The 14,174-nt window shown below is 42.6% G+C and carries 11 protein-coding genes and 1 tRNA gene; 1 reads left to right on the plus strand and 11 read right to left on the minus strand.

Going from position 1 to position 14,174, the window contains the following annotated elements:
• The first annotated feature begins 19 nt into the window (after positions 1-19).
• Positions 20-502 carry a DUF4442 domain-containing protein gene (locus tag AVJ20_RS15355; protein ID WP_111885841.1) on the plus strand — a complete coding sequence of 161 codons (483 nt, stop codon included), beginning with the start codon at positions 20-22 and terminating at the stop codon, positions 500-502.
• A gap of 48 nt (positions 503-550) precedes the next feature.
• Here the strand turns inward: AVJ20_RS15355 and AVJ20_RS15360 are convergent, their stop codons facing one another.
• From AVJ20_RS15360 to AVJ20_RS15410, 11 genes are all read right to left on the minus strand, one after another.
• Positions 551-907 carry a DNA transfer protein p32 gene (locus AVJ20_RS15360; protein ID WP_078192840.1) on the minus strand — a complete coding sequence of 119 codons (357 nt, stop codon included), beginning with the start codon at positions 905-907 and terminating at the stop codon, positions 551-553.
• A gap of 130 nt (positions 908-1,037) precedes the next feature.
• Positions 1,038-1,580 (minus strand): hypothetical protein, encoded by a 543-nt coding sequence (locus AVJ20_RS15365; RefSeq protein WP_111885842.1) that lies wholly within the window; start codon positions 1,578-1,580, stop codon positions 1,038-1,040.
• Positions 1,581-1,738: 158 nt separating this feature from the next.
• On the minus strand, positions 1,739-5,938 hold the full coding sequence (gene rpoC, locus AVJ20_RS15370) for a DNA-directed RNA polymerase subunit beta' (RefSeq protein ID WP_078192842.1): 4,200 nt from the start codon (positions 5,936-5,938) through the stop codon (positions 1,739-1,741).
• 141 nt (positions 5,939-6,079) lie between these two features.
• Entirely contained in the window at positions 6,080-10,168 is a 4,089-nt protein-coding gene (gene rpoB, locus AVJ20_RS15375; RefSeq protein WP_111885843.1) for a DNA-directed RNA polymerase subunit beta, read from the minus strand.
• A 303-nt stretch (positions 10,169-10,471) separates the two neighbouring features.
• Positions 10,472-10,843, minus strand: a complete 372-nt coding sequence (rplL, locus tag AVJ20_RS15380; protein ID WP_078189828.1) for a 50S ribosomal protein L7/L12 — start codon at positions 10,841-10,843, stop codon at positions 10,472-10,474.
• Positions 10,844-10,891: 48 nt separating this feature from the next.
• Positions 10,892-11,398 (minus strand): 50S ribosomal protein L10, encoded by a 507-nt coding sequence (gene rplJ, locus AVJ20_RS15385; protein ID WP_111885844.1) that lies wholly within the window; start codon positions 11,396-11,398, stop codon positions 10,892-10,894.
• Positions 11,399-11,699: 301 nt separating this feature from the next.
• A complete protein-coding gene (gene rplA / locus AVJ20_RS15390) occupies positions 11,700-12,395 on the minus strand; it encodes a 50S ribosomal protein L1 (protein WP_078189830.1) in 696 nt (231 codons plus the stop codon).
• A 3-nt stretch (positions 12,396-12,398) separates the two neighbouring features.
• The gene (gene rplK / locus AVJ20_RS15395; protein ID WP_004868049.1) at positions 12,399-12,827 is read right to left on the minus strand and encodes a 50S ribosomal protein L11; all 429 of its coding nucleotides are present in this window, start codon (positions 12,825-12,827) and stop codon (positions 12,399-12,401) included.
• A gap of 115 nt (positions 12,828-12,942) precedes the next feature.
• The gene (nusG, locus tag AVJ20_RS15400) at positions 12,943-13,476 is read right to left on the minus strand and encodes a transcription termination/antitermination protein NusG (protein ID WP_078189831.1); all 534 of its coding nucleotides are present in this window, start codon (positions 13,474-13,476) and stop codon (positions 12,943-12,945) included.
• Between the two features lie 7 nt (positions 13,477-13,483).
• The gene (gene secE, locus AVJ20_RS15405) at positions 13,484-13,924 is read right to left on the minus strand and encodes a preprotein translocase subunit SecE (RefSeq protein WP_078189832.1); all 441 of its coding nucleotides are present in this window, start codon (positions 13,922-13,924) and stop codon (positions 13,484-13,486) included.
• Positions 13,925-14,000: 76 nt separating this feature from the next.
• Positions 14,001-14,076, minus strand: a tRNA-Trp gene (locus AVJ20_RS15410).
• Positions 14,077-14,174 lie beyond the last annotated feature (98 nt).

A 14,174-nucleotide genomic window follows, 5' to 3' on the forward strand; every position in this document is an offset into this window, starting at 1 on the left:
AAAAAAAAATTGACCCAGTATGAGCATAATCCAGAAAATAATGACAATGCCTATTGTCTCTAAATTCTTACTCAATCATTATGCCCCTTATAAAGGTGCTGGCATTTCGATTGATAAAATTGATCTCGCCAATTATCACATTCGCGTCAAAATGCCATTAACTCGTAAAAATCAAAATATCGTCGGTGTACATTTTGGCGGTAGTCTTTATTCAATGGTTGACCCATTTTATATGTTGATTTTGATGCATCACCTTGGCTCACGTTATATCGTGTGGGACAAAGCGGCAAATATCCAATTTTTATCCCCCGGGCGTGGAACGGTATACGCTGACATCCAGCTCGACCCAAATGAAATCAATCATATTAAAAACTTAGCAGATAACCACGCACCTGTACTACGGAACTATAGCTTAAATATTTTTGATGAAGCAGGCTTACGTATCGCTGAAGTTCAAAAAACCCTATACGTTCGTCGCAAGCAACCCCGTCCACGCAAATAAAAAAGGCGCTTCTTTAAGCGCCTTTTGATTCAAATTTATCGGATTGGGCTAGCGATTTTGCTCAATTGCAGCACCTGCGCCACCACCGATTGCACCACCAATCGCAGCACCGGTATTACCACCAAAGATACTTTTACCGACTGCAGAACCAATCGCACCACCTACACCACTATATGTAGCATTTCGGTTTGAACCGTTTTGAGTTTTACTACCGACAGCTGCACCAGCGCCACCACCAACGGCTGCACCTACACCACCACCGACATTATTACCCACACCACCACCAATGGCACCACCTAAAGCTGCAGCACCAATACGCTGTTCATTGGGCGACATACTTTCACAACCAGCAAGCATTAGGGTCGACATCATCGCGACTGCGCATACGCTCATTACTTTTTTCATTGTGATGTTCCTTGTCTTCTTCAATACCTATGATTCTAAAACCATTGTATGAAACAATTAAATATAGCTTGTTACGGCTTGGAGCATAAATGCTGCATTTTGTAAAAAACGACGCCTAATCGCTCACAAATCACTCAGGATTTTCATCCAAAATCATCAAATCTTTTGTGGTTTCACCATTTTCAGTCAGCACAGCATGAGAGAGTTTGGCTTTGCTTTCTGGATCTGTTGCCTGATCTAGTTTTAGCGTGCGTTTAATCGGGTCTTGCCCTTTCTTAAACTCTACGCCTTCTGCATCAATATTGGTGTTTTGACGAATAATCTGACCGTCCTGCTTCACCGTCGTCTTGGTTTCAATTTTAGAGGTCGGGACGATGACACCACCACGTTGAAGTACTGGAATCGATAATTTCTTTTCAGAAAAATCACTTTGATGATCTGAAAGTTCAATTTCACGTGCCACGATATCCTGACCTTTATTGGTCATTTCTAACACTGTTGCAGTCACTTGGCGTACAGGTTCTTGACCTGCAACACGGCGAATCACTTCTGTTTTTAGTACTGGAACTACAGCTTTATCTTCTACCACAATCGAATTGGGCATAGGTGCAGCAATCGCTGTCAATGAGCTGAATAATGCAGAAACTGCGAATAATTGCTGTGCGAATTTCATCAAAAGACCCCGTTATGTTTAAGTTTAAAAATCAAGAGATTTGTTATGTTCTATTTTTACTATAGGAAATAAATCAACATTAGGAAAGCTTTAATTTTCAATTCATCCGCATAAAAAAAGCCACCCAAAGGTGCTTTTTTGAATAATTTAAGGGCTAATTAAAGACCGTTAAATTCATCGCTAAATGCTTGGCTTAATGCTTGATCTACATCAGAGAAATCATTGTGAAGCTCAAGCTCTGCAGCTTCAGACTCTTGACGACGACGTTCTAAGTGATAAGCCAAACCTGTACCCGCTGGGATCAGACGACCTACAACTACGTTTTCTTTCAGACCACGTAATTCATCTTCTTTACCTGTTACAGCAGCTTCAGTTAACACACGAGTTGTTTCCTGGAACGATGCAGCAGAAATGAACGAGTCAGTAGAAAGCGACGCTTTGGTAATACCCATCAATTGACGTTCAAACTTCGCTGGGAACTTGTTCTGAGCTGCCACAGCTTGGTTTTCTTGAACAACGCGGATGTATTCCACTTGCTCGCCTTTGATGAAGCTTGTATCACCACCGTCAGTGATTTCAACTTTACGAAGCATTTGACGTACGATCACTTCAATGTGCTTGTCGTTGATTTTTACACCTTGCAGACGGTATACGTCCTGAACTTCGTTCACGATGTAGTTTGTCAGTGCAACTTCGCCTTTCAAACGTAAGATGTCGTGTGGGTTTTGCGGGCCATCAGAAATGGTTTCACCACGGTTCACATGCTCGCCTTCGAACACGTTAATCGTACGCCATTTCGGAATTAGCTCTTCGTAAATCTCAGAGCCATCATCCGGAGTAATCACAAGACGGTTCTTACCTTTGGTCTCTTTACCGAAGCTTACGATACCTGAAATTTCAGCAAGGATCGCATGTTCTTTCGGTTTACGTGCTTCGAACAAGTCAGCTACACGCGGTAGACCACCGGTAATATCACGTGTACGTGAAGATTCTTGTGGTACACGACCAATAACGTCACCGACACCAATTGTTTCGCCGTCGCGCACAGTCAGAATCGTGTTTTGTGGTAGGAAGTAGAACTGTTCGCCGCCATCTGTTGTATCCAATACAACAGCTGGACGCATATCTTTACCAGATGCTGGACGTGAAGTTACTGGAAGTACCTCAATAGTCGTCATACCTGTTGCATCATCAGTTTTCGATGTCACAGTTACGCCATCAGCGATTTGGCTGAAACGCACTTTACCTGCAACTTCGGTAACCAATGGATGTGTATGCGGATCCCAAGTCGCTACGATACCGCCAGCTTCCACAGCTTCTCCATCTTTAATGATGATTGAAGCACCGTATGGAATTTTGTAACGTTCGCGTTCACGACCGATGTCATCTGCGATACCGATTTCACCTGAACGTGAAGTTGATACCAAGTGACCTTTAGCGTGTTGTACTGTTTTCACATTGTGGAAACGTACTGTACCTTTGTTACGAACTTGTACGCTGTTAGCAGCAGAAGTTCGGCTCGCAGCACCACCTACGTGGAACGTACGCATTGTTAACTGTGTACCTGGCTCACCAATTGATTGAGCAGCCATTACACCCACAGATTCACCTGGATTCACCAAGTGACCGCGAGCAAGGTCACGACCGTAACATTTCGCACATACACCGAAAGTAGATTCACAGTTTACAACTGAACGTACTTTCACTTCATCGACACCTTGCTCTTCTAAGTAGTTTGCAAGTTTTTCGTCGATTAAAGTATTACGTGGAAGAATCACATCATCCGAACCTGGTTTCTTCGCATCTTCAGCAAGTACACGACCCAATACTCGAGTACCTAAGTTCTCGATGACATCGCCACCTTGAATGAACGGAGTCATTACAAGACCGTCGAAAGTACCACAATCTGGCTCAGTAATTACCAAGTCTTGTGCAACGTCAACCAAACGACGAGTCAAGTAACCTGAGTTCGCAGTTTTCAATGCAGTATCGGCCAAACCTTTACGTGCACCGTGTGTTGAAATGAAGTACTGAAGTACGGTCAAACCTTCACGGAAGTTCGCTTTAATTGGTGTTTCAATGATCGAACCATCTGGTTTCGCCATCAAACCACGCATACCCGCTAACTGACGAATCTGAGCTGCCGAACCACGGGCACCTGAGTCAGACATCATGTAGATCGAGTTGAATGATTTTTGTTTCTCGTCTTCACCCTGTTTGTTTTTAACAGTTGTGAAAGACAAGTTGTCCATCATCGCTTTCGCTACTTGGTCGTTTGTACGCGCCCAAATATCGACAACTTTGTTATAACGTTCGCCGGCAGTTACGAAACCTTGCTCGAATTGTTGTTCAATTTCACGAACTTCAACTTCAGCTTTTTCGATAATTGCTTGTTTTTGTGGCGGAATTAACATGTCTTCCATACCAACAGACACACCTGAGTGAGTCGCTTGACGGAAGCCCAAATACATCAATTGGTCAGCGAAGATAACAGTATCTTTAAGACCTAATTTACGGTAGCAAGAGTTGATCAATTTAGAGATGTTCTTTTTAGTCATCTCAACGTTGATTTGTTGGAAATCCATACCTTCAGGTACAACTTCCCAAAGTAAACAACGACCTGGAGTTGTGTCTACAACAATGGTTTGTTGTTCACGGTTACCATTTTCGTCAATGACAGTTTGGTGTACACGTGCTTTTACGCGAGCGTGTAAATCAACTTGACCTGTTGCAAGTGCACGGTTTACTTCGTCAGTATCCGCAAACACCATGCCTTCACCTTTGGCATTGATCGCATCACGAGTGATGTAGTACAAGCCTAAGACAACGTCCTGAGAAGGTACGATGATTGGCTCACCGTTCGCAGGAGAAAGAATGTTGTTTGTTGACATCATTAACGCACGAGCTTCTAACTGAGCTTCAAGTGTTAATGGTACGTGTACCGCCATTTGGTCACCGTCGAAGTCGGCGTTAAATGCCGCACAAACTAACGGGTGAAGACGGATCGCTTTACCTTCAATCAGGGTTGGTTCAAATGCTTGAAGACCCAAACGGTGAAGTGTAGGCGCACGGTTCAACATCACTGGATGTTGACGAATTACGTGAGCAAGTACGTCCCAAACTTCTGGAGTTTCACGCTCAACCATTTTCTTCGCAGCTTTAATGGTTGTCGCTTGGCCAGATGCTTGTAGTTTCGCAAAAATGAATGGTTTGAATAATTCAAGCGCCATTTTTTTCGGAAGACCACATTGGTGAAGACGTAAAGTCGGACCTACGGTAATTACCGAACGACCAGAGTAATCGACACGTTTACCCAATAAGTTTTGACGGAAACGACCTTGTTTACCTTTGATCATGTCTGCCAAAGATTTAAGAGGACGTTTATTCGAACCAGTAATTGCACGACCACGACGACCGTTATCAAGCAATGCATCAACAGACTCTTGTAACATACGTTTTTCGTTACGTACGATAATGTCTGGTGCTGCAAGGTCTAGTAGACGTTTTAAACGGTTGTTACGGTTAATTACACGACGGTAAAGATCGTTTAAGTCAGAAGTCGCAAAACGACCACCTTCTAGAGGAACCAACGGACGAAGATCAGGTGGAAGTACTGGAAGTACATTCATCACCATCCATTCTGGTTTGTTGTTCGACTCTTTGAACGCTTCCATCAATTTCAGACGTTTAGAAGCTTTTTTAAGCTTCGTTTCTGAAGTTGTATTTGGAATTTCTTCACGAAGACGTGAAATTTCAGCTTCAAGATCGATGTCTTTCAACAAATCTTGAACTGCTTCTGCACCCATTTTCGCAGTGAATTCATCACCGTGTTCTTCTAAAGCAGTGAAGTATTCTTCATCGTTTAGAAGTTGGTATTTCTCAAGTGGAGTCATACCTGGGTCAGTTACAACGTATGATTCGAAATACAATACACGTTCGATATCACGTAAAGTCATGTCTAAAAGCAGACCGATACGGCTAGGAAGTGATTTTAAGAACCAAATATGTGCAACTGGAGAAGCAAGGTCAATATGACCCATACGCTCACGACGTACTTTTGCAGTTGTTACTTCAACGCCACATTTTTCACAAATGACGCCTTTGTATTTCATACGCTTGTATTTACCACACAAGCATTCGTAATCTTTTACTGGACCAAAGATTTTGGCACAGAATAAACCATCACGTTCAGGTTTGAACGTACGGTAGTTAATGGTTTCAGGCTTTTTAACTTCACCATGAGACCACGACTTAATCATTTCTGGTGACGCAAGACCAATACGGATGCGATCAAACTCTACAGGAGCATGACCGTCTGAATCCGTCTTTTTGCGCATGATATCGAGCAAGTCTTTCAATTTTTTTCTCCGTGTGTTGTGGAGATTTTCACTTCACAACTGGGTCACAAATATTGTTTTTTTAACTGAGAAATCCCCCTTGCCCCTCTTGATTAAAGAGGTGAGAAGCACTGCTTCACAAGGGAGATTCAATGGAGCTAATTAGTCACCATTTTTCAGTTCAATGTTGATACCTAAAGAACGGATCTCTTTGGTCAATACGTTGAACGATTCAGGCATACCTGGGTCCATGTAATGGTTACCATCTACAATGTTCTTATAGATACGGGTACGACCTTCAACGTCATCCGACTTCACAGTAAGCATTTCTTGAAGTGTGTATGCTGCACCGTAAGCTTCGAGTGCCCATACTTCCATCTCACCGAAACGCTGACCACCGAATTGTGCTTTACCACCAAGCGGCTGTTGAGTTACTAGAGAGTAAGAACCAGTAGAACGCGCATGCATCTTGTCGTCAACCAAGTGGTTCAGTTTCAACATGTACATGTAACCCACAGTTACTGGACGGTCAAAACGTTCACCTGTACGACCATCATACAATACTGTTTGACCAGTACGTGAAATGCCACCAAGTTCTAACAATTCTTTGATTTGTGATTCTTCAGCACCATCAAATACCGGTGTTGCTAAAGGAACACCTTTACGCAAGTTACCTGAAAGCACCAAGATTTCTTCATCAGTCAAGCTATCAAGATCTTCTTGTTCGCCACCAACTTTGTTGTAAATCTTGTCTAAGAAATCACGAAGCTCAAGTACAGTACGTTGCTCTTTCATCATCATGTCGATTTGATCGCCAAGACCTTTAGCCGCCATACCTAAGTGAGTTTCAAGAATCTGACCCACGTTCATACGTGATGGTACACCCAGTGGATTAAGTACAACATCAACTGGAACACCGTTTGCATCGTGTGGCATGTCTTCTACAGGTAGGATGTTTGATACAACACCTTTGTTACCATGACGACCCGCCATTTTATCACCCGGTTGGATGCGACGTTTTACAGCCAAGTAAACTTTAACAACTTTCAATACGCCAGTTGTCAGTTCATCGCCTGTAGACAATTTACGTTTTTTCTCTGCAAATTTTTCGTCAATTTCAAGGCTCTTCTCTTTCAAGAACACTTGAATTTGAGTTAAACGCTCAGCAATCGCTTCGTCAACTGGTTGGATTTCAATAAGATCAACCAACTCAAGACCAGACAATAACTCTTCAGTTAATTTGTCACCGCGTTTAGTTGTACCGCCACCATTCGATTCTTGACCTTTCAACAAACGCACAATACGTTCACGAGCTGCTTCTTCAAAGATTTTGAATTCTTCTTTCAAATCTTTACGGTAAGCATCTAATTGAGCTTTTTCAATTGCTTGAGCACGTTCGTCTTTTTCAAGACCATCACGTGTAAACACTTGAACGTCAATAACAGTACCTTTAACACCAGAAGATACACGTAAAGATGAATCTTTAACGTCAGCCGCTTTTTCGCCGAAGATTGCACGAAGAAGTTTTTCTTCCGGAGTAAGTTGGGTTTCACCCTTAGGTGTTACTTTACCTACAAGGATATCGCCCGCTGTTACTTCTGCACCGATGTAAACAATACCTGACTCATCAAGTTTAGAAAGTGCTGCTTCACCCACGTTCGGGATATCGGCAGTAATTTCTTCCGCACCCAATTTAGTATCACGTGCTACACATGACAATTCTTGAATGTGGATTGATGTTAAACGATCTTCTTGAAGCACACGCTCAGATAATAAGATCGAGTCTTCATAGTTGTAACCGTTCCAAGTCATGAATGCTACGCGCATGTTTTGACCCAATGCCAATTCACCACCATCTGTAGATGGACCATCAGCTAATACGTCACCACGACCCACTTGATCACCAAGGCTTACAAGCACTTTTTGGTTAATACAAGTGTTTTGGTTAGAACGTGTATATTTGATCAGGTTGTAGATATCTACACCTGCTTCACCCGCGATCATTTCGTCTTCGTTTACACGAATAACAACACGAGACGCGTCGACGAATTCAATACGGCCACCACGTTTCGCAAGAACACATACACCTGAGTCGTGCGCTACGTTTGCTTCCATACCTGTACCAACAAGCGGCTTGTCAGCGATCAACGTAGGTACTGCCTGACGTTGCATATTTGAACCCATCAATGCACGGTTGGCATCATCGTGTTCAAGGAATGGAATAAGTGATGCAGCAACAGATACAACCTGCTGTGCAGATACGTCCATATGCGTCACTTTTTCAGGAGGCATACGTACGAAATCACCTTGGTGACGTACAGAAACAAATTCTTCTGTTAAATTACCGTCTTTATCTACACCTGAATCGGCCTGTGCAATCACAGTACCTACTTCTTCAATCGCAGAAAGGTATTCAACGTCATCCGTTACACGGCCATCAACAACTTTACGGTAAGGCGTTTCTAAGAAACCAAAATCATTCGCTTTCGCATAAACAGAAAGTGAGTTGATCAAACCAATGTTTGGACCCTCAGGAGTCTCAATTGGACATACACGACCATAATGAGTTTGATGTACGTCACGTACTTCGAAGCCCGCACGCTCACGAGTCAAACCACCTGGGCCCAATGCTGATACACGACGTTTGTGTGTAATTTCAGACAACGGGTTGTTTTGGTCCATGAACTGAGACAACTGGCTTGAACCAAAGAATTCTTTGATTGCAGCAGCAACTGGTTTCGCATTGATTAAATCTTGCGGAGACAAGTTATCAGTTTCAGCTTGAGATAAACGTTCTTTAACAGCACGTTCAACACGAACTAAACCAACACGGAATTGGTTTTCTGTCATTTCACCAACAGAACGAACACGACGGTTACCCAAGTGATCGATATCGTCGACTTCACCTTTACCGTTACGGATTTCAACTAATGTTTTCAATACATCAGTGATGTCTTCGTTCGAAAGAATACCTTCAACTTCACGAGACTTCTGATCCGTACCCACTTCGTAAGGACGACCCAAACGACGGTTGAACTTCATACGACCTACTGGTGATAAGTCATAACGTTCAGAAGAGAAGAACAAATTGTTGAATAAGTTTTCAGCAGCTTCTTTTGTTGGTGGCTCACCCGGACGCATCACTTTGTAGATTTCTACAAGTGCTTCTTCACGACCAGTTGTAGTATCTGCACGTAAAGAGTCCGCAATGAATGGGCCACGGTCGATGTCATTGGTATAAAGTACGTTGAATTGTTTAACGCCGCCTTCAGCCAATTTCACCATAATTTCATGGCTTAGTACTGTATTTGCAGCAATTACTTCGCCATCACGTAACGTTACATCTTCAGCAACAATACGTTCATATAGGTATTCATCAGGAACAGAAAGTTTTTCAAGACCTGCTGCTTCCATTTGACGAACATGGCGCGCGTTAATACGTTTACCTTGTTCAACAATTGTCTTACCGTCTGTACCCACGATATCAAACTGTGCCATTTCGCCACGTAGACGTTCTGGAACCAAGTCAATTTGATAGCTACCCATATCAAGATATACAGGTACTTTTTCGTAGAACATGTCTAGGATTTGTTCGTTGTTATAACCCAAGGCACGAAGCACAACAGTCGCAAGTAATTTACGACGACGGTCAATACGAACATATACAAGATCTTTTGCATCGAATTCAAAGTCTAACCATGAACCACGGTAAGGAATGATACGAGCAGAGTAAAGAACTTTACCGCTAGAGTGAGTTTTGCCTTTATCGTGGTCAAAGAATACACCTGGTGAACGGTGTAATTGAGATACGATTACACGCTCAGTACCATTGATCACAAAGGTACCGTTGTCTGTCATAAGTGGCATTTCACCCATGTAGACTTCTTGCTCACGCACATCTTTGATTGTTTTAGTTTCGCGATCTTTAATGATCAGACGAATTTTTACACGCATTGGCGCCGCATAAGTTGAGCCACGAAGAATACATTCGCGCACATCAAATTCAGGCTTACCAAGACTATACTCAACAAATTCTAAAGCAGCATTGCCAGAATAACTTTCAATAGGAAAAACTGAACGAAATGCGGCTTGGAGACCGATATCTTCGCGGTTTTTTGGAGTTTTGCCGTCTTGAAGGAAAGTTCGGTACGAGTCGACTTGAATCGCGAGCAAGTACGGAACATCCATTACCTTGGGCAATTTACCAAAATTCTTACGGATCCGTTTCTTTTCGGTATATGAGTATGCCATCTGGAGTCCTCGGAAAGTAAACTAAGTCCGCCTGCAGAACGAACTTAGAAGGAATTACGCAGGCCGATATGGCCACCACTTTCACAAATGCTGCAATTTTTAGTGGTATTAAAACGCTTAACAATATTTTTTACTGAAAAATATTGGTAAGCGTTTGGTTTTATAAATTATTTTTAATTTGTATGATTTTTATATCATGCAAACAAAAATCGAGCCGATTATTGTAACGCAAAAAGGCTGATGACCCAAGGGCCACCAGCCATTTTTTGGAGCCGATTATAAAAAAATCGACTCCCCTTAAGATTACTTAAGTGTAACTGTAGCACCAGCTTCTTCAAGTTTTTTCTTAAGTTCTTCGCCTTCTTCTTTAGAAACGCCTTCTTTAAGAACTGAAGGAGCGCTTTCAACAAGATCTTTAGCTTCTTTAAGACCAAGGCCAGTAGCTTCACGAACTGCTTTAATTACAGCAACTTTGTTAGCACCAAAAGAAGTCAACTCAACGTTGAATTCTGATTGTTCTTCAGCAGCAGCACCAGCAGCGCCAGGAGCAGCAGCAACTGCTACAGCAGCAGCAGATACGTTGAATTTTTCTTCGAAAGCAGAAATAAGTTCAACAAGTTCAAGAACAGTTTTTTCAGCAACTGCGTTTAAGATTTCTTCGTTTGTTAAAGCCATGAGAGTAACTCCAAATGGGTATTGAATGGTGTGTAAATTGATTTAAGCTTAAGCAGCTTCTGACTCGTTTTTCTCTTTGAGCGCAGTAATAAGGCGACCCAATTTCGAAATAGGAGCTTGAAGAACGTTTGCAAGCATAGTAAGCGCTTTCTCTTGGTTTGGAAGGTTCGCGATAACGCTAACTTCAGCACCTTGATAAACCTTACCGTCAAATGCAGCAGCTTTAAGTTCAAATGCTTTATTAGTTTTAGCAAATTCTTCGAACAAACGAGCAGCTGCGCCCATGTCGTCTTCAGAAGTTGAGAAAGCTAAGATTGTTGGGCCAACAAGGTTGTCGCTCAAGATATTGAATTGAGTATCTTGAAGAGCACGTTTAGCCAAAGTGTTACGAACTACACGAGTAGCAACACCTAGTTTACGAGCTTCAACACGTAGAGCAGTTAATTGCTCAACAGTTAAACCTTGATAGTCAGCAACAACAGCAGCATACGCAGTAGAAGCAACTTCAGTTACTTCAGCTACGATCTGTTTTTTGCCTTCGATAAGAAGAGCCATTGTAAAACCTCCTAACGGTGATTTATGCACCTATACAGATGCACTCCCAATTCGTTAGCTCATCACTGAACCAACACGCGGAGGAGGAACAAATCACACCACCGCGTCTACTCAGGCTGGGCTATTAAGAAGAAAGCATAAAACTTCCCTCGCCTGAGGTCTTTGACGCTGATAAATCTAAATTTATCAATTCAAAGTTTGCCTGAATTACGCAATATACGACGAAGCGCTTCTTGCGTAATATTTAAAGCAGCGCTTTAAATATTACTCAGGGCTTTAAAATTCTGTAATAAGTCGAAACTTATTTAGAAACGTTTGCTACATCAACAACAAGACCAGGACCCATAGTTGAGCTTAAAGTGATCTTTTGGATGTAAACACCTTTAGAAGTAGCAGGTTTTGCTTTCTTAAGGTCAGCTACAAGAGCTTCAACGTTTGAACGAACAGCTTCAGCAGTAAAACCTACTTGACCGATCGCAGCGTGGATAATACCCGCTTTGTCTACACGGTAACGTGCTTGACCAGCTTTCGCGTTTTTAACAGCAGAAGCTACGTCAGGAGTTACAGTACCCACTTTAGGGTTTGGCATTAAGCCACGTGGACCAAGAATCGTACCTAACTTACCAACAACGCGCATTGCATCCGGAGCTGCAATTACTACGTCAAAGTCAAGGTTACCCGCTTGGATGCTTTCAGCAAGATCATCAAAACCAACAACGTCCGCGCCTTCAGCTTTAGCAGCTTCAGCAGCAGCGCCTTGAGCAAACACAGCTACACGTACAGTTTTACCAGTACCTGCAGGAAGCGTAGTCGCGCCACGAACAACTTGGTCAGATTTACGAGGATCAACACCTAGGTTTACAGCAACATCCAAAGATTCTTTGAATTTTACTGCTGGAAGGCCGTTAAGAACTGCAACAGCTTCTTCCAAAGTGTAAACTTTGTTAGCTTCAACAGCAGCAACAATGGCTTTTTGACGTTTAGTTAATTTAGCCATGTCTTATAGCTCCACTTCCAAGCCCATAGAACGCGCAGAACCAGCAATGGTACGTACACGTGCGTCTAAATCAGCACCAGTAAGATCTGGTTCTTTAGTAGTCGCAATTTCTTCTAATTGAGCGCGAGTCAACTTACCAACTTTAGTTTTGTTAGGTACAGCTGAACCCTTTTGGATGCCCGCAGCTTTCTTAAGAAGAATCGCAGCAGGAGGAGTTTTCATGATGAATGTGAACGACTTGTCGTTGTACACAGTGATCACTACTGGAATTGGAAGACCAGCTTCAACTTTTTGTGTCGCAGCATTGAATTCTTTACAGAATGCCATGATGTTAACACCACGTTGACCTAGTGCAGGACCAATCGGTGGAGATGGATTTGCTTTACCAGCTGGAACTTGCAGCTTGATATAGCCGTCAATCTTCTTAGCCATTTCAATTACCTCTGGGTACTAACGCCGCTAGGCTCCCCATACATATAAGTAACGATACCGTTACAACAACAATGCCCGACTCATAACAAATCGGGCGTTTATCAACCAAGTTAAATTAAACCGATTTTTCGACTTGGCGAAATTCCAGCTCAACCTGAGTTGGTCGATTAAATACATTAATCGTCAACGTCAAACGTGACTTATCGTATAGAACTTCTTCCACCACGCCTTTAAAATCGGTGAATGGACCGTCAATTACGAGTAATTCTTCACCTGGTTCAAACATCGTCTTAGGACGAGGTGCTTCGCCAGTATTGCGTACACGTGCAAGAATCGCATCAGCTTCTTTTTGCGTAATTGGTGCAGGCTTTTCTGCAGTACCACCGATGAAACCTAATACTTTTGGACATTCTTTAACAATGTGCCAAGTTTCATCATTCATTTCCATCTCGACTAACACATAGCCGGGAAAGAATTTACGCTCAGATTTACGTTTCTTACCATCCTTCATTTCCACTACTTCTTCAGTAGGGACAAGGACTTCACCAAAGCTATCGGCTACAGCGCTACGCTGGATTCGATCATTAAGTGAGCGTAACACTTGTTTTTCATAACCAGAATAGGCATGAATAATGTACCAACGTTTCATAGCTCTCTTACCCGATAATAAACTTCATTAACCAGCTCAAAGCATAGTCAAAGCACCATAATAAAATAGATGCCACTAAGACTACCGCAAGTACCTGCCAAGATGTGGTCATGGTCTCTTGCTTGGTTGGCCAAGTCACTCGACGTAACTCAATTCGAGCATCTTTCAACAATCGAACAAAGCCTTTGCCTTGATGGGTGGCGTATAATAAACCTAAAGCCACGATGATACAAGCCAAAATTACCCCAACACGGACCCAAACATCATTCGCTGGTGCCCAGTATGCTGGCAAATGTTGATTCACCATCATAGAACTACCGAGTAAAATCAACGCGATAACCCACAGAACATAGTCTAAAGGGGAACCAGAATTAACAACTTCAGCAGGATTATTTCTTTGAGGAATTGGCGCGTCGCTTAATGCGTCACGCGATTTATCATTCGACATTTTTGTACTCGTCGTAGGATTCGCGACTTATTATATGACCAGTTGAGCCAGCATCAAGCTTCTTTTTAAAAAAATTTGGCAGGCCAGGAGGGACTCGAACCCCCAACATTCGGTTTTGGAGACCGACGCTCTACCAATTGAACTACTGACCTGCAGAGCAAATCGAGAGTCGAAACTCTCGATCTGTACAAAGATAACTGTATTATATTATGCAGTTACTTTAGAAACAACACCCGCACCAACTGTACGG

Origin of the sequence: Acinetobacter sp. CFCC 11171 (assembly GCF_003268405.1) — a bacterium.
GTDB classification, from domain to species: domain Bacteria; phylum Pseudomonadota; class Gammaproteobacteria; order Pseudomonadales; family Moraxellaceae; genus Acinetobacter; species Acinetobacter amyesii.

Coding starts and splice junctions, on each gene's coding strand:
- rplL (WP_078189828.1), bottom strand. CDS start 10,843: ATGGCTTTAACAAACGAAGAAATCTTAAACGCAGTTGCTGAAAAAACT.
- AVJ20_RS15355 (WP_111885841.1), top strand. CDS start 20: ATGAGCATAATCCAGAAAATAATGACAATGCCTATTGTCTCTAAATTC.
- rplK (WP_004868049.1), bottom strand. CDS start 12,827: ATGGCTAAGAAGATTGACGGCTATATCAAGCTGCAAGTTCCAGCTGGT.
- rpoB (WP_111885843.1), bottom strand. CDS start 10,168: ATGGCATACTCATATACCGAAAAGAAACGGATCCGTAAGAATTTTGGT.
- rplA (WP_078189830.1), bottom strand. CDS start 12,395: ATGGCTAAATTAACTAAACGTCAAAAAGCCATTGTTGCTGCTGTTGAA.
- nusG (WP_078189831.1), bottom strand. CDS start 13,476: ATGAAACGTTGGTACATTATTCATGCCTATTCTGGTTATGAAAAACAA.
- secE (WP_078189832.1), bottom strand. CDS start 13,924: ATGTCGAATGATAAATCGCGTGACGCATTAAGCGACGCGCCAATTCCT.
- AVJ20_RS15360 (WP_078192840.1), bottom strand. CDS start 907: ATGAAAAAAGTAATGAGCGTATGCGCAGTCGCGATGATGTCGACCCTA.
- AVJ20_RS15365 (WP_111885842.1), bottom strand. CDS start 1,580: ATGAAATTCGCACAGCAATTATTCGCAGTTTCTGCATTATTCAGCTCA.
- rplJ (WP_111885844.1), bottom strand. CDS start 11,398: ATGGCTCTTCTTATCGAAGGCAAAAAACAGATCGTAGCTGAAGTAACT.